This window comes from Saccharibacter sp. EH611 (genome assembly GCF_009834765.1).
In the GTDB taxonomy this organism is placed as follows: Bacteria; Pseudomonadota; Alphaproteobacteria; order Acetobacterales; family Acetobacteraceae; genus Saccharibacter.
Genome location: NZ_WVHP01000025.1, coordinates 197,570 through 222,741, shown reverse-complemented (window position 1 = coordinate 222,741; position 25,172 = coordinate 197,570). Strand labels below are relative to the sequence as shown.

At 51.7% G+C, this 25,172-nt stretch carries 21 protein-coding genes; 12 read left to right on the top strand and 9 right to left on the bottom strand.

The annotated features are described in order from the left end of the window. The first annotated feature begins 62 nt into the window (after window positions 1-62). Window positions 63-476: a MerR family transcriptional regulator gene (locus GS535_RS10630; RefSeq protein WP_237442281.1), complete on the top strand. Its 414-nt coding sequence runs from the start codon at window positions 63-65 to the stop codon at window positions 474-476. Window positions 477-481: 5 nt separating this feature from the next. On the opposite strand, the gene GS535_RS10625 is transcribed toward GS535_RS10630, so the two are convergent. Next, on the bottom strand, window positions 482-1,267 hold the full coding sequence (locus tag GS535_RS10625) for a rhomboid family intramembrane serine protease (RefSeq protein ID WP_160792886.1): 786 nt from the start codon (window positions 1,265-1,267) through the stop codon (window positions 482-484). A 99-nt stretch (window positions 1,268-1,366) separates the two neighbouring features. On the opposite strand from GS535_RS10625, the gene GS535_RS10620 reads away from it, so the two are divergent. Continuing rightward, the gene (locus GS535_RS10620) at window positions 1,367-1,522 is read left to right on the top strand and encodes a hypothetical protein (protein ID WP_160792690.1); all 156 of its coding nucleotides are present in this window, start codon (window positions 1,367-1,369) and stop codon (window positions 1,520-1,522) included. Window positions 1,523-1,850: 328 nt separating this feature from the next. On the opposite strand, the gene GS535_RS10615 is transcribed toward GS535_RS10620, so the two are convergent. The 3 genes from GS535_RS10615 to GS535_RS10605 all read right to left on the bottom strand — a co-directional run bounded on the left by GS535_RS10615 (window position 1,851) and on the right by GS535_RS10605 (window position 5,153). After that, the gene (locus GS535_RS10615; RefSeq protein WP_160792691.1) at window positions 1,851-2,048 is read right to left on the bottom strand and encodes a hypothetical protein; all 198 of its coding nucleotides are present in this window, start codon (window positions 2,046-2,048) and stop codon (window positions 1,851-1,853) included. 125 nt (window positions 2,049-2,173) lie between these two features. Next, window positions 2,174-3,373, bottom strand: a complete 1,200-nt coding sequence (locus tag GS535_RS10610) for an amino acid aminotransferase (protein ID WP_160792692.1) — start codon at window positions 3,371-3,373, stop codon at window positions 2,174-2,176. Window positions 3,374-3,467: 94 nt separating this feature from the next. Beyond that, on the bottom strand, window positions 3,468-5,153 hold the full coding sequence (locus GS535_RS10605; RefSeq protein ID WP_160792693.1) for an alpha-keto acid decarboxylase family protein: 1,686 nt from the start codon (window positions 5,151-5,153) through the stop codon (window positions 3,468-3,470). Between the two features lie 160 nt (window positions 5,154-5,313). Here GS535_RS10605 and GS535_RS10600 point away from each other — a divergent pair, with 160 nt between their 5' ends. The 5 genes from GS535_RS10600 to GS535_RS10580 all read left to right on the top strand — a co-directional run bounded on the left by GS535_RS10600 (window position 5,314) and on the right by GS535_RS10580 (window position 12,690). Beyond that, entirely contained in the window at window positions 5,314-5,784 is a 471-nt protein-coding gene (locus tag GS535_RS10600; RefSeq protein ID WP_160792694.1) for an Lrp/AsnC family transcriptional regulator, read from the top strand. A gap of 204 nt (window positions 5,785-5,988) precedes the next feature. After that, a complete protein-coding gene (accD, locus tag GS535_RS10595) occupies window positions 5,989-6,909 on the top strand; it encodes an acetyl-CoA carboxylase, carboxyltransferase subunit beta (protein WP_160792695.1) in 921 nt (306 codons plus the stop codon). Window positions 6,910-6,933: 24 nt separating this feature from the next. After that, window positions 6,934-8,268 carry a folylpolyglutamate synthase/dihydrofolate synthase family protein gene (locus GS535_RS10590; RefSeq protein ID WP_160792696.1) on the top strand — a complete coding sequence of 445 codons (1,335 nt, stop codon included), beginning with the start codon at window positions 6,934-6,936 and terminating at the stop codon, window positions 8,266-8,268. A gap of 51 nt (window positions 8,269-8,319) precedes the next feature. Beyond that, a complete protein-coding gene (locus GS535_RS10585) occupies window positions 8,320-9,822 on the top strand; it encodes a replicative DNA helicase (RefSeq protein WP_160792697.1) in 1,503 nt (500 codons plus the stop codon). A gap of 519 nt (window positions 9,823-10,341) precedes the next feature. Continuing rightward, window positions 10,342-12,690, top strand: coding sequence for a TonB-dependent receptor (locus GS535_RS10580; RefSeq protein WP_160792698.1), 2,349 nt, complete (start codon window positions 10,342-10,344; stop codon window positions 12,688-12,690). Between the two features lie 214 nt (window positions 12,691-12,904). On the opposite strand, the gene GS535_RS11070 is transcribed toward GS535_RS10580, so the two are convergent. From GS535_RS11070 to GS535_RS10565, 3 genes are all read right to left on the bottom strand, one after another. Further along, a complete protein-coding gene (locus GS535_RS11070; protein ID WP_202401660.1) occupies window positions 12,905-13,105 on the bottom strand; it encodes an NINE protein in 201 nt (66 codons plus the stop codon). 103 nt (window positions 13,106-13,208) lie between these two features. Beyond that, window positions 13,209-14,138: a DMT family transporter gene (locus tag GS535_RS10570; RefSeq protein WP_160792887.1), complete on the bottom strand. Its 930-nt coding sequence runs from the start codon at window positions 14,136-14,138 to the stop codon at window positions 13,209-13,211. Between the two features lie 150 nt (window positions 14,139-14,288). Next, window positions 14,289-16,433 carry a TonB-dependent receptor gene (locus GS535_RS10565; protein WP_160792699.1) on the bottom strand — a complete coding sequence of 715 codons (2,145 nt, stop codon included), beginning with the start codon at window positions 16,431-16,433 and terminating at the stop codon, window positions 14,289-14,291. A gap of 368 nt (window positions 16,434-16,801) precedes the next feature. Here GS535_RS10565 and GS535_RS10560 point away from each other — a divergent pair, with 368 nt between their 5' ends. Beyond that, on the top strand, window positions 16,802-17,176 hold the full coding sequence (locus GS535_RS10560; protein ID WP_160792700.1) for a hypothetical protein: 375 nt from the start codon (window positions 16,802-16,804) through the stop codon (window positions 17,174-17,176). 15 nt (window positions 17,177-17,191) lie between these two features. Here the strand turns inward: GS535_RS10560 and GS535_RS10555 are convergent, their stop codons facing one another. Continuing rightward, the gene (locus GS535_RS10555; RefSeq protein ID WP_160792701.1) at window positions 17,192-18,829 is read right to left on the bottom strand and encodes an alginate export family protein; all 1,638 of its coding nucleotides are present in this window, start codon (window positions 18,827-18,829) and stop codon (window positions 17,192-17,194) included. A 290-nt stretch (window positions 18,830-19,119) separates the two neighbouring features. Here GS535_RS10555 and GS535_RS10550 point away from each other — a divergent pair, with 290 nt between their 5' ends. The 3 genes from GS535_RS10550 to GS535_RS10540 all read left to right on the top strand — a co-directional run bounded on the left by GS535_RS10550 (window position 19,120) and on the right by GS535_RS10540 (window position 22,984). Continuing rightward, on the top strand, window positions 19,120-21,372 hold the full coding sequence (locus GS535_RS10550) for a TonB-dependent receptor (RefSeq protein ID WP_202401661.1): 2,253 nt from the start codon (window positions 19,120-19,122) through the stop codon (window positions 21,370-21,372). Between the two features lie 236 nt (window positions 21,373-21,608). After that, window positions 21,609-22,361 (top strand): 2,3-diphosphoglycerate-dependent phosphoglycerate mutase, encoded by a 753-nt coding sequence (gpmA, locus tag GS535_RS10545; protein ID WP_160792702.1) that lies wholly within the window; start codon window positions 21,609-21,611, stop codon window positions 22,359-22,361. 188 nt (window positions 22,362-22,549) lie between these two features. Then, entirely contained in the window at window positions 22,550-22,984 is a 435-nt protein-coding gene (locus GS535_RS10540; RefSeq protein WP_160792703.1) for a glycosyltransferase family 32 protein, read from the top strand. Between the two features lie 183 nt (window positions 22,985-23,167). On the opposite strand, the gene GS535_RS10535 is transcribed toward GS535_RS10540, so the two are convergent. Next, window positions 23,168-23,836: a GntR family transcriptional regulator gene (locus GS535_RS10535; protein WP_160792704.1), complete on the bottom strand. Its 669-nt coding sequence runs from the start codon at window positions 23,834-23,836 to the stop codon at window positions 23,168-23,170. A gap of 97 nt (window positions 23,837-23,933) precedes the next feature. Here GS535_RS10535 and GS535_RS10530 point away from each other — a divergent pair, with 97 nt between their 5' ends. After that, window positions 23,934-25,154 carry an MFS transporter gene (locus tag GS535_RS10530; RefSeq protein ID WP_160792705.1) on the top strand — a complete coding sequence of 407 codons (1,221 nt, stop codon included), beginning with the start codon at window positions 23,934-23,936 and terminating at the stop codon, window positions 25,152-25,154. The last annotated feature ends 18 nt before the right edge of the window (window positions 25,155-25,172 follow it).

Genomic DNA, 25,172 nt, shown 5'->3' with positions numbered 1-25,172 from the left:
TTCCTTCAAAATAGGCGTCCCTCAAGCTCTGCCATCTCCATTCCACGTCGGTAAGGACTCATATGACCATGCACATCGGAGCCGCTTCACGTGAAACAGGTGTATCGATCAAGATGATCCGTTATTATGAAGAGATTGGCCTGATTGCACCGACGCACCGCACAGAGTCCGGCTACCGCTCTTACCGTGAGACTGACCTACAACAGTTACGCTTTATTCGCCATGCCCGAGCCCTCGGCTTTTCGGTGCCGCATATCCGCTCTCTCCTTGAACTATGGCAGAAGAAGCGTGATAATGCGCATGTGCGTCATGTTGCTAACGCGCATATTGCGCAATTACGTGACCAAATGACAGCTCTGGAGAGCATGCTGACAACCTTGCAAGCACTCGTGGATGACTGCGCCACCAATGAAGAGCGAGCAGACTGCCCTATTCTCTCAGCCTTAGACCACGCCCAAACGCCGCCGCACTCATAAACACTTTATTGATTGAGCAAACGCGTCTTTTGTTGGACAAATTCTTCTTCTGTCAAAATGCCTTTATCACGAAGCTCTGCCAATTTACGGAGCCGCTCATACAATGTATCCGCATCAAGAAACGATACAGGCGGGGCTCGCTGAGCCATAGGGCCCGCTTCTACACCAGACGATAAGGGAACCGCCGTCGAAGGTGCTATTTTCTGCCACGACAGAGGGCGTTTGAGGAAGCAGACCACAACGCCACCCAAAATAATGCCGCACATTAAGCCACTCAAATGAGCAATCCAATTGACAGGGTAAATATAGGCTAACACAGCATTAACGACGAGATTGCCCCCAATATACGACCACTCAATGGCGGGATCACCCACGAATGCCAAGATGACCATTAGCCCCAACACACCCGCAATGGCTCCAGACGCCCCAGCAAACACAGCATGCGTCAACAGAAGCTGACTGCATACGCCAGACCCAAGCGCACACAGCAGATAAATGACCAAAAACGTCACTGAACCAAAGCGATATTCTGTCTGCCGCCCCCAGAAAAGCAAAGTGATCATATTGCTGATAATATGTCCGGGGGTGACGTGAATGAACGCACTGGTTATCAGCCGCCAAGGCGCCTCCGAGAGAGGCTGTTCCGACCACCCGGCCCCAGCCACATACAGCATACGGGGCGAAAATGATAAGCGACCGAACGCACCAACCATGCCCACATAGACAATAAGATTCACCACAATAAGGGCATAAACAATGGGCATTCTAGAAGGGGGAAATGGCTCTGCCATAGTGATCCTCTATCAACAATGGCTGACCATACTTAGAAGGAACATATCTCCTTGGGATGTAACATCACCGCTTCAGCCATACGATCATGAGGTCTTTTTATGGCCTTTTTCACGTCTAAAGACAATCTTTTGGCCTTATCCCCTGCCATCATAGCCAACGCGCAAAACGGCACCGAGACGACGAGCCATTCTGGCATCTTGCTCAGCGTTACCTATAATATCGAAACGCTCATACACGTTGGAAAGCTCGTTTAAAGACGTGATACAGCCCTATAGTGTGAGATCCTGCAGACGGCTCTCATAGGTCTGACAAGAAGACATAAGACCAACGAAAAGAAAGGCCATTTCAGGCAAGCTGTTTCTCTGACTTTCTGCGCCTGCTACAAGAGACGCTTCAAACGTTCTTTAGCGTGTAGGCATCGCCTTTAGTCGTTGGCAATCCTACTCTTGGGGATACGTTCCTTTAGGGACGCACCATCATTAATGCCCACGAGAAAAGATGTTACCGGCGCGCTCTTCATCCAGACACGCTCTCACCTGATCTCCAAGCCTATATAGAAACAGCTAACAACGCAGAACGCTTTTACTTAACCTTATTTGCGTCCACAGACTTCACTTTATCAAATGGTGACTGTGCACTTAATGAATAGGTCACAGCATCATCTAGCACTTGCTTCTGTGTTGCAGATGATTGAATGGGCTTATTCAGCAAGGTCTCCTGCTTCGTTGCTCTTAACTCGCCACGAAACGTCACATTATACAGGGTCAAAGAGACATTCATGCCACCATTTCCTCAGAGGAGAAGTAAAAGAATACCTTTAACCCTACACCGACTTTTTTTAAAAAACACTATCAATAGTCGGAACCCGCCTCTTTTCGCTTTTAAAAGGCGGGTTCCCTTAATGATTAAGCGGTAAGAACCTGCGCTATAGCTTCCACAACGCGAGAAAGTGTGTGGTCGTTTAGCCCTGCCATACAGACACGCCCACTGCGGAGGATATAAATCCCGTAGGCTTCGCGTAGGCGATCAGCCTGCTCCCCACACAGACCCGTATAGCTAAACATGCCGCGTTGAGCCGTGAGGTAGCGTGCATCATAATTGGGCACACGCTCCCCCAGTTGAGCCACGAGTTTCTGGCGCATATCAACAATGCGTACCCGCATGGCCTCGACCTCGTTACGCCATTTCTGGGCCAATAGTGCATCCCCCAAAATCGTCGTAACAATCTGCGCACCACGCACAGGAGGGCTGGAATAATTACGCCGTATCGTGCGTTTCAGTTGGCTAAGAACGCGCTCTGCTTCATCACGATGAGCGCACACAACGGACAAAGCCCCAATCCGATCGCCATAAAGAGAGAAAATCTTGGAGAAAGAGTTACTCACCAAGAAATTCAGCCCCGCTCTCTCCATCGCACGGATGGCGTAGGTATCTTCCTCCAGCCCAGCGCCAAGACCCTGATAGGCCATATCCAGGAAAGGGATGAGATGACGCTCTTTAAGGAGAGCAATCACCTCATCCCACTGCGTATTCGTAAGATCCGCCCCGGTGGGGTTATGACAACAAGGGTGCAACAACACGACGCTCTGTGCTGGAACGTCCCGTAAGCAGGCCAGCATCGCAGGCAGATCAACCAACCCTGTTTCCGCATTAAAATACGGGTAGCGATGCGTTCTAAAGCCTGCTCCTTCAAAGATGGACAGGTGATTTTCCCATGTGGGATCGCTCACCCAAAGTTCAGCATAAGGGTAGAAATGTTTGAGAAAATCTGCTCCGACTTTTAAAGCCCCCGAACCACCAACCGTCTGAACGGTCGCAATTCGTTCATCATTACCCCCTGCACTATCGGCCCCAAAGAGCAGCCTCTGCACCTGCTGGCGATAGGCAGCGAGCCCTTCCATAGGAAGGTACAGATCCGGCGTCGCATTGTCTTTATCCAACAGCTGCCGTGCTTCTTTCACACAGTCGAGCTGTGGTACGAAGCCTTCACCATTATAATAAAGGCCAATGCTGAGATTAACCTTCTCAGACCGTGGGTCAGCCTTAAAATCTTCCATCAAAGAAAGGATCGGGTCACCGGGAGCAGCGTCAATTTTCTGAAACACAGTAGGCAGAACTTTTTATGTCAGGGGTCAAAAAGCCAGCCCTCCTCACCTTCAATCCGAAAGAAAAGAGGGCTTCGTCACGATTATTCAGAACTTAAGAACGTTGAGAGGCATTGCGCGGGCCAAAGAGACCATAGTCATAATCAGCCACAGCTTTCCCAAATTTTTTCAACGCTTCAGGCGCATCTAGCGTCGGAAGTTTAAGCTCAATCAAAGCCGCATGTTCATGAGCATGCAAGGCACTCAATGTTTCTTCAAGCTGACCAGCCGTCTCCACAACACGCGTCATCACCGTCGCTTCTGCATTAAAGACACCCGGAAGCTCCGTATAACGCCACTGAGCGATGTCATTATAGGCTGAGTGCTCGCCCAAAATCATGCGCTCAACTGTATAACCCTGATTGTTAATCAGGAAGATGATTGGTTTCAGCTTATGACGAAGAATGGAGGAAAGCTCCTGAACCGTCAGCTGAATAGAACCATCCCCAATGAAGAGCAGGTGACGGCGTGAGATCTGCCCTAGCTGAGAGCCGAAAAGCGCCGGTAGCGTATAGCCAATTGCCCCCCAAACAGGCTGCGCAATATAGGTGCTGCCTTTTGGCAAGGTCAGGCCAGAAAGGGCCGTATGGCTGCTTCCCGCCTCACCAATAATCACGTCATCGGGACGGAAAAACTGCTCAATACGCGGCCATAACGCTTTATGTGTCAGGGCTTCATCGGGCTGAGCAGCCTCTATGGGCGCTTGAGCAGGCTTGTGCGGCGCTGGACGAGAGACCGCCTTTACCTGCGATAGAACCCCCTGCACAACCGCCTTCATCGGAGCCGCTACAATAGGTTCCCGCCCAATGCTCAGATCGTGCGCACGCAGATCGATATAGGATTCCGTCGGAATTTGATCGGTAAAGAAGCCCGAGCTTGTATCGGTAAAGCGCGCCCCAATACCAATGAGACAGTCAGATCCTTCCACAGCCTCACGCACATGAGGGAGGCTAGCCGCACCGGCATAACCGCCTAGATAGAACGCCCCCGTCTCATCCAAAATCGCCTTGCCGGGCAAGAGTGACGCATAGGGAATCCCGCATTTCTCTGACAAGGCCGCGAGCTCTGCCGCAATCCCATACCGATCAGCCTCCGCATCAATCAGCAGCACAGGCGCTTTTGCCGCATTCAGCTTAGCGACGATCTGCTCCACGGCACGCGCCACCTGACGTGAATCTCCCGTAGGCTCAGCCAACACGAGCGGTGTTTGCGGAACCTCAATCTCTAAATGCGTGATGTCAGAGGGCAACTGAATATGAACCGGGCGACGTTCCCGCCAGCAAGCCTGAAGGACGCGGTCAATTTCAGTCACGGCATTTTCAGGGGTTAGCCGTGTTTGAGCCACGGTAAATTCCGCCATGCACCGGCCAATATTGCCATACCCACCATCTGCTAAGGTATGGTGAAGGAGAGCACGGCTTTCAACCGCATAGAGCGGTGGGAGGCCTGTAATATGCACAATTGGCAAGCGTTCAGCATAAGACCCTGCCAGCCCGCCAATAGCGCTCATATCGCCCACACCCCAGGTCGTAATCACCCCAGAAAGTCCAGACGTGCGGGCATATCCGTCAGCCGCATACGAGGCGTTCAGCTCATTGGTGTTGCCAATAAAAGCGAGATCATCCCGCGCGTTGATTTGTTCTAAAAAGGAAAGATTAAAGTCGCCGGGGACGCCAAAAATATGGCGCAACCCCATTTCCGTCAGACGGCGAGCGAGAAAATCACCAATCATCATATGCATAAACAAGAAATCCTAAAGAAATATCCTAGGGTAGATCAGACCATGCGACGTCCATAGTCTTTTCCCTCTTCTCTGCACACTATCTGAAAAGAGACGCACATTGTGTGCATAAATAAACAAAATATAGCGTATTATGCACAATCTGTGCATAATCATGGATATGATGGATCATTTCGATTGGCGTATTCTCTCAGCTTTGCAACAGAACGGCCGCCTGACCAACCGTGAGCTCAGTGAGCTCGTTAATCTTTCCCCCTCTCAATGCTCACGCCGCCGCCTTTTATTGGAAGAGAACAGGATCATCCGTGGGTATGCCGCACGCATTGATGCCCCTTCTGTCGGTTTGCCTGTTCTCGCCTTTGTGCAAGTCAGCATTAAAGACCATAGCGCCGATTCCTTTGGAGCTTTCCGCACTCTTGTTAGTGCTGATCCGATGATCCAAGAAGCCTATGCTGTTAGTGGTGATGCTGATTATATGCTCAAAATCGTCGCCCGAACACTGGAAACGCTGTCTGATTTCGTCACCACCAAACTGCTCGCCCTTCAGACAGTTTCCCATGTGAAATCGTATATCGGCCTCAAGCAAGTGAAAGAAAACAGCGCATTGCCGCTGAAGTCCCCCTTCTCATAGCGGTTGTACAGCCGCCACGCTGCGCACGAGAAAAGGTGGCGGCACTCTATGGGGTCTGGTATCTTCGCCATAGTGCGGATAAAGTCCGCCTCCACCGTAACGCCCCTTCGGCTGTTGGCTGTGCTTGTGTGCCTTACATAAAGCGCCCATATGGTCGTCAGGGCTATCTGATTTTGCACTGCATCCGGAGAGTAAACGAGACCTATGAGCTGGCTGACCGATCACGTTCGTCCCAAACTGCGGAGTCTGCTGCAACGGGATGTGCCAGACAATCTCTGGACTAATTGCGATTCTTGCACCCGCATGCTGCTGGTCAAAGAGCTAGAGCGTAATAAGAAGGTATGCCCTCATTGCGGCCATCATACGCGTGCCTTAGCTCACGAACGGCTTAAATGGACGTTTGATGATGGGCTTTACACCACCATTGACCTTCCCGATATGCCGACCGATCCGCTCGGGTTTCGTGATTCCAAACGCTATACAGACCGTCTCAAGGCCAGCCGTCACAAATCAGGCTTAGACGATACCTTGCAAGTCGCGTATGGGAAGATTGGCGGGCGTGACGCTGTTGTGGCCGTTATGGCGTTTGAATTTATGGCCGGCACGATGGGTGGCGCCATGGGCTCCGCTTTTCTCGCCGCTTGCCGCCTTGCGATCTTGCAGAAAGCACCGCTGATCATCTTCACCGCCTCTGGTGGGGCGCGGATGCAGGAAGGAGCGATCAGCCTCATGCAGATGCCCCGCACAACCATTGGGGTGCAGATGCTGCGTGAAGCAGGCTTGCCGTATATCGTGGTCTTCACCAACCCCACCACGGGCGGTGTTTCCGCTTCGTTCGCGATGTTGGGGGATGTCCATGTTGCCGAACCCAACGCGCTGATCGCCTTTGCTGGCCCGCGTGTCATCCGTGATACCGTGCGTGAAGAACTCCCCGAAGGTTTCCAACGCTCAGAATATCTGCGCGATCATGGGATGGTTGATACCATCGCGACCCGTCAGGAGCTTCCTGCGTTGCTCGGTCGTCTCATCACGATGCTTGCACCAGAGCCGCAAGAGGGGGAGCCTGATGCCACAGCAGAAGCCGCCGCTCAGACGCTCCAAGCAGCGTCAGCAAAAAAGAGCTAATCTTTCACGAAGCGGATCCTTATCATGACATCCCGGCATGACGGCTCACCCCCAAGCGAATTTCGTGGTCGCGCTCGCACCGTGCTGCTCCGCCTACAGGAGCTGCATCCTAAGCTGATCGACCTCTCTTTAGGCCGATTAGAGCAGCTTTTAGCACGTCTGGGCCATCCGGAACGCCAGCTGCCACCGGTGATCCATGTCGCAGGGACGAACGGCAAAGGCAGCACCTGCGCCAATCTCCGCGCTATTGCCGAACATGCCGGCTTGCGCGTGCATGTCATGACCAGCCCGCATTTGCTGGATGTCACGGAGCGTTTCCGTATTGCCGGAACGCTGGTGAGTGAAGACGTCCTCATTGAAACGCTTGAAGAGATTGAGCGCATCAATGACGGCGCACCTATTACGGTCTTTGAGGTGCTCACAGCCGCTGGCTTTTTGCTCTTCTCACGCTATCCTGCCGACCTCACCATTTTAGAAGTTGGGCTCGGTGGGCGCTATGATGCCACCAATGTCATTCCAACAGCACGGGCCTGCATCATCACCTCCGTCAGCCTCGACCATCAGGCGTTCCTTGGAGATGACCTCGCCCAGATTGCCCTTGAAAAAGCGGGAATTATCAAGCCAGAGGTTCCCGTCATTGTCGCCCCTCAAGAGCCACATGCACTGGAAGCGATATCGCTCTGCGCTCAGAACAACGATGCACCACTCTCTCTTTTGGGCGATGACATCACAGTTCAACTCAGCAAAGACGGGCTCGCTTATCGTGATGAGCAAGGGGCACTCTCCCTTCCAGCCCCTGCGCTGATCGGCCCGCATCAGGCGGAGAATGCTGGTTTAGCCATTGCTGCCCTACGCCGTTCTGGCCTTTCACTGCCCGATAGCGCCTATGAGGGCATTGCCCAAGCGCATTGGCCGGCGCGCCTTCAGCCTTTGCATGGGGCCTTAGCTGCCCTCCTGCCTGCCCATTGGACTCTCACCCTCGATGGCGGCCATAATCCGGGAGCGGGGCAAGCACTTGCGGCTTTTCTGAAAACCCAAAATGACCGACCACTGCACCTTATTATCGGCCTTAAAGATAGTAAGGATGTCAGCGGGTTCCTCCGCCCTCTTCTGCCACTGGCCCATACTGTTCACGCCGTAGCCGAGCCCGAGCAACATCTCGCCATGCCGGTGAACACCATCATAGAGGCAGCACAGTCTCTAGGGGTCAGCGCTCAAAGAGGCCCAACAGTGCGTGACGCCCTTTCCCACTTGGCCCGCAATGCCCAGCCCGACGCTGGCCCTGCCCGGGTGCTCATTTGTGGAAGCCTCTATCTGGCAGGCTGTGTGTTAGCCCAGGATGGCACCTCTCTACGCTAGACCTACAGACGGCTGTTATTGTCTGATCCTCCTGATACACTGAGCCATCTCATGAATACTGCCTCTCCTACCGATAGTACGGATACACCGAACACGTTAGAGTCTCTCCTACAGCGCACCCCGCCGGCCAATGTAGCCGCTGAACAAGCACTGTTGGGAGCTATTCTGACCAATAATAAGGCGTATGAGCGGGTCTCCGATTTCCTTCAGCCATCGCATTTTTCAGACCCAATTAATGGGCGAATTTACGAGGCGATTTCTCGCCGGATTGAACGTGGCCAGCTTGCCGACCCCGTCACCATGCGGGCCGAATTTGAACATACAGGTCTGCTCGATGAAGCAGGTGGGCCAATATATCTTGCCAAGCTCATGAACGCGATGGTCGGCATTGTGAATGCGGGTGATTATGGCCGCGTTATTCATGATTGCTGGATCCGCCGCCAATTAATCGATATTGGCAGCGAGGTCGTTAATAACGCCTATGGCGCCCGTGTTGACCTCGATGGGGCGGATCAGATTTCCGCCTCTGAGGAAGCGCTCTTCCGTTTAGCGACCGATAAAGGCCAAGATGGCGGCTTTGTCACGTTTGAACACGCCATGGCCGAAGCGCTCAATACCGCCGCCCAAGCCTTTAACCGCACCGGTGATATTGTCGGCCTCACCTCGGGCTTGCGTGACTTTGATAAGAAAACGGGTGGCCTTCACCCTTCTGACTTGCTCATTCTGGCAGGTCGTCCAGCGATGGGGAAAACAGCACTGGCGACCAAAATCGCCTTCTCCGCAGCGCAGGCGCTCTTGCGTGAAGCCGAGGATAAAGGCGAAAAACCCCGCGGTAGTGTCGCGATTTTCTCACTGGAAATGTCGTCTGAGCAGCTGGCTACACGTATTTTGTCCGAGCAATCTGAAGTCCCGGGGGAGCGCATCCGTCGTGGGGACATTAACCAGAAAGACTTTGACCGTTTCGTCCGCGTCTCACGTGAATTGCAGCGTATGCCGCTTCATATTGACGATACACCGGCTATCTCACTATCGGCCATGCGTACGCGCTGCCGTCGCCTTGCCCGCACCAAAGGACTAAGCTTGGTTGTGGTGGATTATCTCCAGCTCATGCGCCCCGCTATCGGCACCCGCCCGGATAGCCGCGTGCTGGAAATTTCCATGATTACCCAAGGGCTCAAAGCGATCGCCAAAGAACTCGCTGTGCCTGTCATCGCGCTGTCTCAGCTCTCCCGCCAAGTGGAAGCTCGGGATGATAAACGCCCCATGCTGTCTGACTTGCGTGAATCCGGTTCTATTGAGCAGGACGCTGATGCGGTCATGTTTGTCTATCGTGATGAATATTACCTGCAGCAACGCCAACCAAAAGACAGCGCCTTTGAGTCCACGGATAAATATCAGGCGGCTCTTGAAGAATGGCACCGTAAAATGGCGCTCGTTCACAATAAAGCGGAATTGATTTTGGAAAAACAACGTCACGGCCCAACTGGCACCATTCCGCTTTACTTTGAAGGCGAATTCACACGCTTTGGGAACCTCGACCTCGATCACGAATAAAGGAAAAGACGGGCATCATGTAAACGCATCAGCGGGCGTGGTTCTTATGATGAGCCACGCCATAGCAGCGCCATTGCTCTGAAAACATATACATATTTTGTCAGACCCAGTGCTTAACTCGCACATGGAACGCTCTTGGAGAAATCCACTTAGAGCCCTCTGGTCATAACAGACGTCAACAGCCGCCTTTCCAGAGACTCCATTCAAAGAATCCCATACCCCCCTCAAAACACCGCGCCCTCATCCCCGCGATGACCCAATAAACACAAAATACGTACCCATGATGCCACACATGATACGAAAGCGCTGATGAGCTTATTTTTGGCCATTTCTCACGCAATAATCATTCTGTGATGAGCATAAATCCTCTCCCGCGTTCAGGCTCTGTTGATCAGATTATGGTGGCTTTATGGCAACAGGGGCGCCCTGATCGTTCAATGAAATGTTCCCCTTTTATGACAGAGTCGCTATAGGCAGGCCGCGTACCTGATATGCAAAATAAGGGGAACACACGAGCCAATGGGTTCAGAAACGACGCGCTTGTCACAGCTCGGAATAAGCCTACTGGGTGGTATGATGGTGTCGCACGCCTCAGCTGCCCCCTCTCACGCTCATGGGAATAGCAGCCCCCATAGCAGTGCCGTCCACCATCCGCATAAAAAACCACATGCCATGGTGAGCCATTCTGCCGAACATATTACGGTACAGTTTTCGCGTCGTTCCCGTAATGGCGGCGGTGGAATGATCCGCCAAGAGACAGCGCCGCACTCTGTCCAAACAGTGACAAAAGAATATATCGCCACACGGAGCCCAACCTCTACGCCGCTCGACCTTGTGCAGATGCTCCCCAGCATGAATGTCACACCCTCTGATACCTCGGGCATGAAAGGCGGAGCGATTGCTATTCGCGGCCTGACCGATGCGGATATGGGCCTGATGCTCAACGGGGCCCCGACAACAAATGTCAATTACCTCAACGAGGAAACAGACCCCGAAAATATTGAGAATGTCTCCGTCACTCCCGGTAGTTCTGCGCTCGACATTCCCACCTCCTCCGCAGCTGCTGGGGTGATGAATGTCAGCCAGCGTGACCCGTCGAAAAAACGCGGTGGGATGGTCGATTTCTCTTACGGGACAAACAATCTCTCACGCGAGTTTATTCGTTTTGATAGTGGTGAGATTGGCCATTCTGGCATTCGTACCTTCGCGTCCTTCTCGCACGCTCATGCACGGAGCTGGATGGGCGCCGGCACAAGCGAGCGTAAGCATATCGACTTCGGCCTACGCAAAGACTGGGATAATGGCTCAACCTTCAGCATCCACACCTCGTGGAACAATGAAGTGATGCCCATTGATAACTATCCCACCGAAGAGCAGTTTAAGCTCAACAAACATACGGGCATCGGCTGGAACCATTCTGATCGCTACACTAACCTTGGCGGAAGTAATAATTACTGGCGGGCCAGCACCAACTCATGGAACCAGCTTTTTGTTACGGCCCCCCTTCATGCCGTTATCACCCCGAAAATCTCCTTTGACCTCACCCCTTATCTCAGCTTTGGCCAAGGGTGGACAGCCAACGGCCCCAGCAGCTCTCTGGCTGGAACAGGCGATCAAGCGGTGTATTATAGCAATGGCACCCAAGTGGCAGAAGGACAGCAGCTGACCAGCTATTTCCAGCAAAATCAGAACCGCGTGGCCGGGGCCATTGCCAAGTTCAATGTGGATTGGAACCGTCATAACCGCTTCACCGCGGGTTATTGGTATGAAAACAACATTTCTGAAGTTGGCTTCCCCACCAGCACGACAGACAGCTCCGGCGGTGCCGTCAGCCCCAACCGTGGGGACAACCAAACCTTTGTGAAGCAGAACGGCCAGCTGCTGCGCAATACCAGCACCGTGGATGCTGGCTATGAGATTCACGGGTTGTTTGTGCAGAATAGCTCCCATTATCTGCATAATCGCCTAACGGTCATCACGGGTCTGAAATTTATTATGACCAATTATTGGTATAATACCACGGCCCCGGGAACAGCGCATCATTTAGGCAAAAATGACACGTCACCCATGCCTCAACTCTCCATTGGGTACAAAATTGACGCGCATAATCAGATCTATGTGAACGCAGAGGGGGACTTCCGCCAACCCACACCGTCTGACCTCGTTGCCAGTGGCCCTCAGCTTCCCAAAAACCAATATTCCATCAAAGAAGAGCTCGGTTACCGCTACAATAACCGCTACTTCATGATTGATGCGTCCTTCTTCAACTACAGCATCACCAACCGCTTAGTGACCACCTATCTCGGGGGTGGCGTCAGCAATACCATCAATGCAGGCAATCAAACCTCACGCGGGTTTGACTTCCTCATTGCCGGAAAATCGTATCATCATTTCAGCCCCTACGCGTCGGTGGAGTATCTCCACTCCACGATTGACACAAACGTGGCGTACCAGTCCGCAGGCTACCTCCCCACGAAAGGGAAACAAGCACCGCTGGCCCCTCATGTGATGGCTAACGTTGGCCTCACCTATGATGATAGCCATTTCTTCGGCAATTTTGGCCTTCATTATGCAGGCCCACAATCCGTTACGCTGGTTGGCGACCAACGGATGCCAGGGTACATCACCAATAACCTCTCCATTGGGTACCATTTCCCGGCTTTCCTCTTTGCCAAAAGCCCTACCTTCAAGTTGAACTTTACCAACTTGACAGGTGCTAAAGTGCGCAGCGGTGCCAATGGTATTCAGCTCAACCGCCATGCAGTCGCCCTCACAAACGGTCATGCAGGCCCTGCTGCTGGCTCTGGCGCACTCTTCTACGCTGTGCCACGCTTTACCGTTACGGGAACCGTATCAACGTCCTTCTAAAAAAGAAGCTGAATTGATACGCCTATGAGAACCCCTCCATGAGCTCTATTCATGGAGGGGTTTTCACACGTCACGCATCATTTTCAACAAAACGACACCACACATCACATAAGGGATGCTTTAAGCTCCCGTGCCAGCTGAATATTCTTTTCTCTCGTTGTGCCAGCAACAAAGAAGAGATCAATCAATGTCCAAATACCAAACCCGCCAAAGGTCAGGAGCTTAACAATACCGAGGCCCACATCCCCATATAAAAACGATCAGCTCCCCAAGACCCTAAAAAGGCGCTTAAACCAAACGTTACAACAGGGTTTCTGATACGTTCGACAAGAAGGTTTACATATTGCTCTCTGTCATTTTCTGATACAGAGTGAATAATACTTTGAAGCTCTAGTAAGTAAATTTTCTGCTTCATTCAACACAGCCTCTTATTACATTAATATATAAAAATAATAGAGTATAATATATGTCATAATAAAATCCCCCTCCATAAGATCTGTTTATAAAGGGGGAATCTATTAGGGATTATTCATAGGAGGTGGCGGGCCAAACCGGTAACGTCGCCACCATTCCCTCAAAATCATATGTTCATAACGGATTTTCTGGCACACCCAGTTCACCATCCCAGAGGATGTCACAACAATAATGCCGACAATATCCCATCCATCCAACGGTTGATGGAAGATGAGATAACTAAAAGCCACCACCCAGATCATCTGGCTATATTGAGGCAAAGCTACACGGTTTGCCGGTGTCACTGCCGTTGCCAACATCATAAAAAGCTGGCCCAAAGCGGCCAGAAAGCCATACCCAAAAAGCAGAGACCACTCAGCCCAACCATGTGGGAAATGAGCATGTACGGCCATCAAAATACTATCGCCTACTAAAGGGCCTATCAAACTTGGCGCAAACAATGCCAAACGTGATGTCTGTATACCCGCAAAACGATAGGCAATGACGCTAATGGCACTCGCCAATGCTGAAATGATAGCACATAAATGCCCTAGATGCAGCGCATGAGCCCCAGGGCGTAGCACAATCAGCACACCCAAAAACCCCAAACCGACTGATGCCCATGTGATCACGCTCACCGCCTCTTTAAGCGCAACGACGGAAACAATCGTCACAAAGAAGGGCATAAGGAACATCAGTGAAAGCGCTTCTGGCATCGGCAATAGCATAAAGGCCATGACAGAGGACGCCGTAGCTGCAAAAACCGACACAGCCCGCAAAAGCCACATCCACGGATGGTCTGTGCGAAACATCACACTATAGGATTCGCCTTTTTGACGGATAAAAGGCAAAATTAAAATACCAAAAACACCACCAAAAAAGGCCACTTCAAACGGGTCAATCCGCCCGGCAAGGCCTTTAGAGCACGCATCACTGATAGAGAAGAACGCATAACCTGCTAACGCCAGCACAATACCGGAGTGAAGCGCGCGCATAAGCCGATGTCTGCGTGGGAGGGTTGGAGAAGTTTGGGGGAGAGGCATCATGTCTTTATTGTCTTATGAGGAGGATGAATCTCCTCCTCAATTTTCGGCCGTACTTAAGACATCCTTTTTGCACCCCGGTCAATCATAAAGACATGCATATCAGAATTGATAAGAGACCCCTCCCATCACTGTACGACGCAACCCATATTGCGGCGCCCCTACACCAATGCCTGTGCCATCACGCAGCTCGTAATGGCGGTCAAAAAGATTGACCACATCAAGGCGGAAACGCATCACCCCACCGCCCATCCAAAGCGGCGTTTTAACCGACTGTACCGCGCTGAGGTTAAATGTGACATATTGCGGAACCGTTGCCCCGTTGGGCGTTGTGGCGCTGTCCTTACGCAAACCGCTGCCATAGACCATACTCCCTGAAAGCTGAAGCGGATGCGTTGTGCGATGAAAGAAACGATAAGCTGCCCCTGCAGACGCTGTCCAGCGCTGGTCATGATCCAGATGCACCCACTGTTTCCGCATCGTTGCGAGGTCGTCAGGGTCAAAGTTCCATTGCGCGGAATTAATGTCTTTGCCCATAGCGCGTGACCAAGCGAAATTCCCGTAAAGTGTTAGCGGGCCATTTGTATAATCTGTTGTGAACTCATAGCCATGCACCTTCCCTTTCCGGTAATTATAGGAAGCCAACATCACCGGGGCGCCAAACTGCCCTTCATCAAGTAAATTCTTCGCCCGTTTTAAATAGGCATCAATACCGACATGCCAACCGGGCAAGAGCTTTTGCATAAAGCCTACATCGTAATAATTATCTCGCTCAGCCTTCACGGCACTATTGCCAAAATTAGCCGGTGCGGCCGATGTATTGGCAAATTTATACAGCGACGAACTCCCTAAATTTTCAAAAGGAGGGGGTGTGAGATAACGTGCATACCCAATATGAAAGCGCCCGCCCTTCCACGGTGTCCACACTAACGTAATCCGTGGGCTAAGCTGGTGCGCATGGGTATATTGCTCCACCCCATCAAAACGAAACCCGCCATTGAGCGTCAAGCTGGGGGTTATTCGCCATTCATCCTGAAGATACGCGCCATAAAGTGCCCCGCTTTTGCCTGACCCATCGTGGATACGCTCAGGCGTAGAGCCAACCTGCCCTCCCTCTGTAACAGGATAAACAAGGGAATCCGTTTTGTTGATAACGCGTTCCCCATAGGCCTGAAAGCCACCACGCAATGTGTGGTTCTTAGCAATTTTCCACGTCGTGTCATTTTGCACACCCGAGGAAAACACCGACCGCGCGGCGCGCTGCGCAATACCATTATAGACAAGGTCTCCCACCTCATCGGGCGAATAACGCAATGAGCTGTACCGCAAAATCGCCGACGTTTGCATGCTGAAATTGTCATGATTTTCCTGCCAAGACAGCATCGCAAAATCTGTTAATTCCTGCTGCCGCTCATCAAGGCGGCTACTATCCACGTTCGCCGCCTGAGCCGAGGGCCCTTGGTTTTTAAAAAGCGGTGTCGCGAATTGGCGTTGTTGGCCGGGATTATTCGGTAATTGATACCACCCATTAGCCACCCCCGCTGTAAGACTGATGCGGGTTTGAGGCCTAACCGTATAACGCAGATGCGCCATCATATGATATTGCGTACTCAAATCATGCAACGCATTATAGCTCGGCGTGGGGTTTTCAATCCCCACCCGATTATGCACAGCATCGGCGGTTATAAAGCCGTCCCATTTCCCCCAATGGCCGCCATATTGCACGGAAGGCTGCCCATAATCACGAGACCCACCATAGACCGATAAGATCCCACCTTTATCGGTAAAGCCATTCTTAGTGGTGATGTCGATCACCCCCGCTTGGCGAAACCCATATTGCGCAGGAAGCACACCAGTGGTGAGGCTGAGGTCATGAGCAAAACGGTTCATCAGAACTTGGGAAAAAACGCTCATGCCTTCCGGCAGCGCGACCCCATCAAGGCGGTATTGCACATTATTATGATCACCACGGATATGGAGCTGCCCATAACTATCTTGTGCCACACCGGGTGCTTGGAGAAGAAGGCTATTCATCCCCGCATTGTCCCCACCCGGGTTCGCCTCAATCGCTTGGCGGCTAAAATGCGTTTGTGTCGCACCAATAGAGGGCTGGAGCGCCTCTCGTGCTTGATCCAAGCGCTTCGCCGTCACACGGATCTTTTCAACGTTATCGGCCCAAGCGCTGCTAGCCCCTCCTAAAAGACACACCCCTATAAACAACCAACGCCATAATCTCCCGACTTTCATACCCTTATCTGCCCTGTCTTTGTCAGGCTCACGCCATGACATCCTCATAAGATATGAATAGAGTATTATGTTATAATATAACAAATTGAAAGCGCTGATTTTATTTCTTTCCCGATATGGGATGGTCTAAATCATACTATCAGGGCCCATCATACAGTGATTCGTTTATGAATGAGGCCCTCTCTGCGATCATCGAGATCGACCTAGGTACCACCAAATCTCTAGTTTCTTATGAGGCCGATGGTCAGGCGCATCTCATTCCTGAGGTACGTGGACAGTTTAGAAATGCAGTCATTAAATTAATTTTTCTTCTCTATCGTCACACATAAAAAGACTTATCGTGACCCTTCTATGATGGATCTTCTCTCATGACCGTACGCTATGCTTTCCCGGCGCTTTTATCGGCCTGCTTCCTACTCGTTTCATGTGGCGATAATGCGCCCAACAAACATGAGGTGGAGCAATTTTTAAAAGAACGCACCTCCCATAATTCCTTGAAAGTCCAAGGTCTCCTGACCGACATTTTTGGCGATAAAAATGCGATTAATAAAAAGCGCCAAGACATTACCAATGAGATTACTAAAAGCCTCCATGTAGACAGCGTATCGTGCTCTCCCGTGCAAGGCTTTAAAGCGGTCTATGACTGCACTGTCCACGCCCTCATTCATGATGACCCCATGACAGAAAGTTTCCGTTTCGTCCGCCATGACGATGGTTCTCTCACCGGAAAGGAAAGCGACTAGAAGAGAACCGCTCCGTCAAAAGCGGAAAACGAGATCTGAAATCATAAATGTGCCGTTCTTCGCTCCCTCACGGCGCACGCCCTTGCTCATCACTAGAGCCCCACCATTCACCTGATAGGTGAGGTGCTGAGTGATTTGATACCGCATGCTCAGTTGCGGAATAAACCCAACATAGCGCCCCGCTTTATGGAGAGATGAACTGTTGAAAAACGTATAACGACTGCCATTGCCATAGAGCCCATCGCCCAGACGTTGCCGCCACATAAAGGGAAGTTTGAACTGGAAGTTTAACCGCGGCAGCGGCGTCGCGCTCAACAACGGGCCAATGCTCATGAGGTTCGCCCGCACTAAGGTGCGAGACGCATCAAACGTACCATTACGTGGGGAAAAAGGCGCGACAAACCCCGTCACCTCACCATTTTGATAGAAGGCTCGACCGCCGGAGTAAATCTCCGCTTGCACGCCAACAAAGGGGTGGAAAAAAGAAGAAGAATGACGCCACCCCACCACCGCACGCCCCGCATACGCGCTGATGGGGCGGTTCCCTCCGGCTTTGGCCGCATAAAAACGGCCTGTCTGATATACCGCACTCAAGTCATACTCAAAAGCCGGCGCAGACCCATACCAACGGAAACCGATATTTTGCCGTGTTTGCGTGCCCGACGCATCCCCCGTGCGCTGCATCAAACGAGCCTGTGCGCCTTGGAAACGAAACCCCATCCAGAACAGATCCAGAAAAGAATGCACCTGCTGGCGGCCAATGGTAAAAAGCGGCAAAGCAGACGTGACATCCAGCCCATACAAACGGGTGGAACGATCAAACCCACCGCCCATAATCGTGTCATGCGTAACCTGAGTTTGCACAAAGTCATACGCATCGACACGGATCGCGTTCCAGAGCGCATAGCCCCGCACGCCATTCCACGTAAGCGGCACATTGGGCGTCTCTCCTTGATAGAGCAGCCATGAGGGAGCATCCAAAAACTGTTGCCGCCCAACCATCAGCCCCATATGCGCCCCGATGACCGTCCCTTTCACCTCAGCAAAGAGCTGTTGCACCCCCAACCGACGGCGCCATGTCGCGCTATAGCCGTAGTACCGTGACCCCGCTGCTGTACCGTTATTGAGCTGCCCAAAGAGACGCACATGCTGGCCCAAATGCAAGTCAGCACCCAAAAAATTCCGCGTTGTAAAACGGCTCGCCCCTTGATGACCGACCGTGCCAAGCCGTGGTTGAGCCTCATACCAATAGCGCGCGCGTGATTCACCCGACAAAGAAAGCCAAATCGTACGCGCCTCATTGAGGGCGATAAATTTGAGAGGATCCAAAAAGTCACGTCGCCGCGAAGGGTTCCGCAACGCACTCCAATCTTCAGCCCAAGGCGCAACACCATACATCCCAACAGGGCCAAACCCGGCAAACTCACCATTGCCGTAATTAAAACGGCCCCAATCCCCTTGATGGCGCCGGGCCTCCTTGCCATGAGGCACCCCAACCCGACGTGGCTGACCGATCACACCCGCTAGCGGGTATGTTTCAACCGCTGGTGGAGCATTAGGCGCATCAGCCAATGCATTATGGAAGCTCCCCAGACCAAGAAGCACCATCAATCCTAGCTGACGCAGGGTGGGGTAACGGTGCTTCTCTGCCACGCAGCCTCCTTTAACACCATTATGGCAAAATAAATTGTTAAATTGTTCAATTTACAATGTAAATTAGTTAATTTATGTATTTCCTATTTTATCACCCACTATTGAGAGACTGTGCTTTTTCCACCACAGTGCCTTTCCGAAATGACCTCTACAGCACAGCTCAGGCCTTTCCTAAAAAGAAACATATTTATTTTACGTCAGTAATCAGCCACTTCCTTCCTCTTTATTGGGCTCATTAACGATAGCGGCCTGTCCAATAGACGGCCTTAACGAGGGAGAAAGCGCTCACTATGAGAGATGGTGTGATCACAGGTCAGTGTTCTGCAACAAAATGGGTTATGACCATTTCTGGAGCGGCCTATCTCTTCACCTCCACAGCCCTCGCCTCACCTCCACAGCACCGCACCGGGACGCATCACCCCGCCCATCATCATCGCCCCGTCATCGCCGCTAAGCCTGAAACAATTCGTGTCGGTGGGTCTCACCTACAACGCCTTCGTGCCAGCGCAGGTACCGTCAATGTGATGAGTGCCAAGAAGCTGCGTGAGCTCAATATTACCAGCCCCAAAGATATTGCCGCCTATACCCCCGGCCTCACCGCTGTAAACGCCACCTCAGGCAGCACACCGCTCTTCTCTATCCGTGGGATTGGGCTGGATGATTTTACCGGAAACAATATGGGCGGTATTGGCATTTACCAAGATGGTGTCTTTGCGCCCTATCCTGTTTTTTACACAGGCCAAATGTTCGATACCCAAACGGTCAGTGTTGAAAAAGGCCCCCAAGGCTTTGATTATGGCCGCAGCAGCACGGGGGGCAATATCAGCGTTGAATCCACACGCCCGGGTCATCATTTCGGTGGGTATCTTGATTGGGGCTATAGCAGCTACGGCACCAATACCGCCCGCGCGGCTGTTGATATGCCCATTAGCAAGACCATCTTTAACCGCACCGCCTTTAGCTACATCAACGGTGGTGGGTGGCAGCGTGATATTCACACTGGTCGCCATTATGGCTCTCAAGACCAACTCGGCCTGCGAAACCTCACACAATTCCTCATTGATGATCGCTCCTCCCTCCTACTGAACATCCATTACACACGCGACCGTGGCACGCCGCAATCCCCTCAAGATACAGACGGTGACGTGCTCAATAATCGTCCTAATCGCACGATCAGTGTGGGGTCTAACGCCCGGTATCATGACGTCAATGTCGGTGGAGACCGTGCCAGCCGTGATGAAAATGGCGGGGGTGTATCCATCAATTATACGCATCGTTTTGATGTTGGGACGTTCACGTCCACAACGGGTTTTGATGCGTTCCGCCGCAATGATTACGATAATTACGATGGTGAATCACTCAGCATTGGGGATTATCACTGGAACGATACCTCCCTTGCACAGTCCCACGACATGCACTTCCGCACGACCTTTGCCAAGCGCGTGCGTTTAAGCGTTGGGGTGTATGAATCGTACGACAAAATCAATGGCGCCTATACTGGCCTGCGCTCCGATCTTTTGGGCATCCCTAACGGGAATTTGACCAACCATTTTGTGCAACAAAATATCTCCACGGGCGTGTATCTTAATACCGTTACGAAGATTGTCCGTGGGCTCGATTTCATCGCTTCTGGTCGCTATTCCTACGATGATCGCGGCTATCATGGCGGCACAATCGACCAAGGGGGCGCTTTCACCAATGCTGGCGGAGCAATCTCCTCCCTCGATGACCATCATCGTTATAGCCGCCTGACCGGGCGTGTTGGGCTCCGCTATACCATTGCCCCCGGCACCCTCGTCTATGGCACCATCTCCAACGGGTATAAGGCAGGCTCTTACTTTGCAGGGGCCGTCTCTGCGGCTTCAGCCCAAAGCTATGTCCGCCCTGAAAATATGGTGGCCTATGAAATCGGTGCAAAAACAAGCCTGTTGAACAACAAGCTCCAGCTAGAAGGCTCCTTGTTTGATTATGAATATCATAATCGGCAAACGCTTTTTGTCGCTGAAATGCCCAAAACCACGTCTCTCACGCTCGGATCTCTGCCGCGTGCCCGCACCCGTGGTGGAGAACTCTCGGGCACGTTCCATAACCTGATCCCTAATCTCGACCTCAACAGCTCCTTTGCTTATCTGGACGCTAAAGCCACGCGCGGGACAAGCAGCATTAACGGCCTACCTCTTCTGAGTAATGTTGGCCGGAATTCCGCCCTGCCCTTCGCCCCGCGCTTTTCTTGGAGCGCTGTTGCACGCTACGCCATCAACCTCCCCAGCGATTACCGGATGACCTTGCAGGCCAGCTACACGTGGAAAGACAATATGCTGCTGGAGCTTGGCGACCCGAACGGGAAAAGCAGCAAGATCAGCTCCATGGGCTTGCGGATGGAAGTCGGCCCCAAGAGCGGCAAATGGGTGGCGGCTGTGTATGTTGATAACCTCCTCAACCGCCACGGCAATAGCTACTCTTACACCGGGAACGATAATAGCCGCGTGCAATATATCCAGACCCCACGATGGATCGGGGGAAATATTCGGTATAATTTTTAAAAAAGACTGCCTTTATCCTGTATCAGAGGAGAGAACTCACCAATGGGAGAAAACTCCCATTCATCAGAGAAATATCTCCTGATTGTTACGATTTAGCGCATAACAGACATGTCTTACACATTGTCGATTTTTGGATTACGATAGCCAGTGTCAACGCGCTGCTTCATCCGTTGAAGGGCGCACGCAGGTACCCATCACGCGATGGGGCCTATAACGGTGTAGTAAGGAGGTAGCCCATGGCTGTCACTAAGCTGGTTCTGGTTCGCCACGGCGAAAGTGAATGGAACAACGAAAACCGCTTTACCGGTTGGTATGATGCCGAGCTGTCTGAAAAAGGCCGCGGTGAAGCGAAAGCTGCCGGTGAATTGCTGAAGAAAGAGGGCTACACCTTCGACTTCGCTTACACCTCTGTCCTGAAACGGGCGATCCACACGCTTTGGAACATTCTCGATCAGGTTGATCGTCCATGGCTGCCTGTGGAAAAATCATGGCGTTTGAATGAGCGTCATTACGGGGCACTGCAAGGCCTGAACAAATCTGAAACCGCTGCAAAATACGGTGAAGATCAGGTTAAACAATGGCGCCGTGGCTTTGAGGTCACCCCTCCTGAGTTGGATCGTGATGACCCACGCTTCCCAGGGCATGACCCACGTTATGCGAACCTGACGCCTGATCAGCTTCCTACAACGGAAAGCTTGGCTCTAACCATCAAGCGCGTTGTGCCATACTGGGAAGAGACCATCCTGCCACGCCTCAAAAAAGGCGAGAAGGTCATCATTGCCGCTCACGGGAATTCCCTGCGCGCTTTGGTGAAGCATATTGATGGCATCAGCGATGATGACATTATCGGCCTGAACATCCCAACGGGTGCACCGCTGGTCTATGAATTCGACGAGAACTTCAAACCAGTCAATCACTATTACCTGGGCGATGCTGAAGAAATCGCAGCACGCGCAGCCGCTGTGGCTAATCAGGGCAAAGGCAAATAAGCCTTTCTGATCGGTCAAGCGATCAAAGAAAAAGGCCGGTAGGTGGAAGCCTTCCGGCCTTTTGCCAAGGGTGTCATTAAGATAACCTGAGGAAATCATTCCCTTTAAATCAGAAAGTCGTTATGCCTTCCCATCCTCCTCCACCTCATAAACACATCCATCTCATATGGGTTGGCGATGACACAAAAATGCCTCGTGAAGCAATGCGCACATGGGTGGAGATGAATCCGTCATGGACGGTTCACCTATGGGGAAACCAACATCTTCTTGACTGTTCATGGGAAAACGACACTCATATCCACACGTTCCAGACAGAGAAAAATACACACTATCTCACCGGCATTGCCGATATTATGCGTTATGAGATTTTATACGCATGTGGGGGGTTCTATGTGGATGCAGACACCGTGTGCGTACGCCCCCTAGAAGACTGGCTTTTTGACAGCTCATTTTGCGCCTCATGGGAAAATGAAAAAGCTCGTCCAGGCCTCATTGCCAACACTTACATGTATGCGACCCCCCAAAACCCACTTCTCCTTGAGGTCATCAATACGATTAAAAACATCCCACATATTACGGCCGATCACGTATGGAAAATGACAGGACCTTTAACATTAACCTAATGCTTTCGCGTTTTTCATTACACGGATTACACAATATGGCCAAGTCACTATTTTATTCCTCATCATTATGACCACTCCCCTTATAGCGGTCAGGGGCATATCTTCGCTCAGCATGAATGGAGCAGCACAAAGTCTTATTATAGGAATAATGCTACATAACTCCCCACAAACTATTTTTTAACATTACACAGGGAAAAATAAGGCGCCTTGTTCTGTGAGGAGCTTTTTCTTCTCTTGTAAAACCCCCAACAATTTCTGACGCTTCCTCTGAAGAAAATCTTCTGTCAGACGGCTGGCTTTCGTCAGGTCTGCCTCTTTCAGCGCTGCGACAATAGCGCGATGCTCGTCCCATTCATTGCGATTATGATCGTCAGCAAGCCACCGAGCACGCCGCAAACGTAGGGTCGCATTTTCAACACCCTGAATAACAAAATCATTTCTCGAAAGCGTCGCAATCCACAGATGAAAATCGTACCCCGCCTGATCACACTCTTCATACGCCGTCATAGAGGCAGCCGCACTTAAAAGCTGCTCGCCCTGAGCAATATCACTGCGAATAATAGCGGGTGTGCAGTGACCGATAGCACCCAGCTCAAGAATCTTTCGATAGGTGCATAATTGTGAAATTTCGTCCAAATCAATCGGCGAAACAATCCATCCCCGCCCCTGTTGAGACACCAGCCCTTCATTGACGAGATGCAGCAAGGCTGTCCGCACGGATGTTCTCGACACCCCCAACATCCCCTCAATATGACGTTCTGTCATTCGTTCACCGGGCCGAATGTTCATATTCAAAATAAGCTGACGCAACTTTGTTTCGGCATGCTGAACTTGAGTGGCTGGTTTGCCCATTGCTTCGCTCTTTTTCCTATCATCCACGACACTGCTTTACCTTGGTACACCTTTTTGGTATACCAAGGTAAAGCTCTTCTGATATTACGGTTCTATCATGCCCCTTCACTCCGTAAATGACCAAGCCCCATCTTACTGGCACCGTAATCTCCTCGTGTGCCTATTTGGCTCGTTCACAACCTTTTTAGCGATGACCGTGATCCTGCCCTTTTTGCCCCTCTATGTGCAGCAGCTCGGAGCTGTAGGCAAAACAACCATCGCGCAATGGTCCGGCGTCGCTTACGGGGCCACCTTTTTCACGGCAGGGATCATCGCTCCTTTTTGGGGGCATTTAGGAGACCGATACGGGCGGAAACCCATGCTCTTACGAGCCAGCCTCGGTATGACCCTTACCATGGGTCTTATGGGATGTGTCACAACAGTCTGGCAGCTTATCGCCTTACGCTTTCTGGCTGGATTAGCCGCTGGTTACTCATCCGGGGCGACGATTATGATTGCCGCCCAAGCGCCTAAAGAACGGTCGGCTTGGGCCCTTGGGCTCCTCTCCTCCGGCGTTATGGCGGGCAATCTTGCAGGGCCTTTAGTGGGTGGGCTTTTCCCGCACCTTATTGGCATTCGTATGACCTTCGTTGGCGCAAGTCTTCTGATCTTCGTCACCTTTCTTGTGACAGTGCTTTTGGTGCAAGAAACACCAGTCACCCAGAAGAAAGCGCCAACATCGAAGAAAAAATGGTCTGAAATCCCCAATAAAACCCTTGTGATTGTCATGCTCAGCACCGGAATGCTGCTCATGATGGCGAATATGTCTATCGAGCCTATTATTACGCTTTATATACGCACATTTGCCCCGGCCTCCTCCGTCACATTCATTGCGGGGCTCGTGATGTCTGCTGCTGCCTTGGGGAGTATTCTATCGGCATCTTGGCTGGGGCACTTAGCTGATAAAATCGGCGCCAACAGAGTCGTCATCGGCTCACTCGCGGTAGCAGGGCTGCTGCTCATCCCACAGGCCTTCGTCACCTCCGGGTGGCAACTCATTGCGCTGCGCTTCCTCATGGGGATCGCTTTAGGCGGACTCATTCCCTGCATTATCGCTGTCGTGCGCCATAATGTGCCCAACCATGCTGTTGGAACCGTTCTAGGCTATACCATTTCAGCCCAATATGCCGGGCAAGTGATCGGCCCTTTATTAGGTGGTTTTATGGGTGGCCATGTCAGCATGCGCTCTGTTTTCCTGATCACAAGTGTTCTTTTACTTGTATCAGCTTTCGGGAATTGGTGTCTTAGTCAGCACCGTTCCCGCTCTCACCACTCTTAGTGCACTCATCTTAGGACA

Coding starts and splice junctions, on each gene's coding strand:
- GS535_RS10560 (WP_160792700.1), top strand. CDS start 16,802: ATGACCGTACGCTATGCTTTCCCGGCGCTTTTATCGGCCTGCTTCCTA.
- GS535_RS10570 (WP_160792887.1), bottom strand. CDS start 14,138: ATGCGCGCGCTTCACTCCGGTATTGTGCTGGCGTTAGCAGGTTATGCG.
- GS535_RS10535 (WP_160792704.1), bottom strand. CDS start 23,836: ATGGGCAAACCAGCCACTCAAGTTCAGCATGCCGAAACAAAGTTGCGT.
- GS535_RS10625 (WP_160792886.1), bottom strand. CDS start 1,267: ATGGCAGAGCCATTTCCCCCTTCTAGAATGCCCATTGTTTATGCCCTT.
- GS535_RS10585 (WP_160792697.1), top strand. CDS start 8,320: ATGAATACTGCCTCTCCTACCGATAGTACGGATACACCGAACACGTTA.
- GS535_RS10590 (WP_160792696.1), top strand. CDS start 6,934: ATGACATCCCGGCATGACGGCTCACCCCCAAGCGAATTTCGTGGTCGC.
- GS535_RS10530 (WP_160792705.1), top strand. CDS start 23,934: ATGCCCCTTCACTCCGTAAATGACCAAGCCCCATCTTACTGGCACCGT.
- GS535_RS10580 (WP_160792698.1), top strand. CDS start 10,342: ATGGGTTCAGAAACGACGCGCTTGTCACAGCTCGGAATAAGCCTACTG.
- GS535_RS11070 (WP_202401660.1), bottom strand. CDS start 13,105: ATGAAGCAGAAAATTTACTTACTAGAGCTTCAAAGTATTATTCACTCT.
- GS535_RS10605 (WP_160792693.1), bottom strand. CDS start 5,153: ATGCATATGATGATTGGTGATTTTCTCGCTCGCCGTCTGACGGAAATG.
- GS535_RS10540 (WP_160792703.1), top strand. CDS start 22,550: ATGCCTCGTGAAGCAATGCGCACATGGGTGGAGATGAATCCGTCATGG.
- accD (WP_160792695.1), top strand. CDS start 5,989: ATGAGCTGGCTGACCGATCACGTTCGTCCCAAACTGCGGAGTCTGCTG.
- GS535_RS10550 (WP_202401661.1), top strand. CDS start 19,120: ATGAGAGATGGTGTGATCACAGGTCAGTGTTCTGCAACAAAATGGGTT.
- GS535_RS10600 (WP_160792694.1), top strand. CDS start 5,314: ATGATGGATCATTTCGATTGGCGTATTCTCTCAGCTTTGCAACAGAAC.
- GS535_RS10565 (WP_160792699.1), bottom strand. CDS start 16,433: ATGAAAGTCGGGAGATTATGGCGTTGGTTGTTTATAGGGGTGTGTCTT.
- GS535_RS10620 (WP_160792690.1), top strand. CDS start 1,367: ATGGCCTTTTTCACGTCTAAAGACAATCTTTTGGCCTTATCCCCTGCC.
- gpmA (WP_160792702.1), top strand. CDS start 21,609: ATGGCTGTCACTAAGCTGGTTCTGGTTCGCCACGGCGAAAGTGAATGG.
- GS535_RS10615 (WP_160792691.1), bottom strand. CDS start 2,048: ATGAATGTCTCTTTGACCCTGTATAATGTGACGTTTCGTGGCGAGTTA.
- GS535_RS10630 (WP_237442281.1), top strand. CDS start 63: ATGACCATGCACATCGGAGCCGCTTCACGTGAAACAGGTGTATCGATC.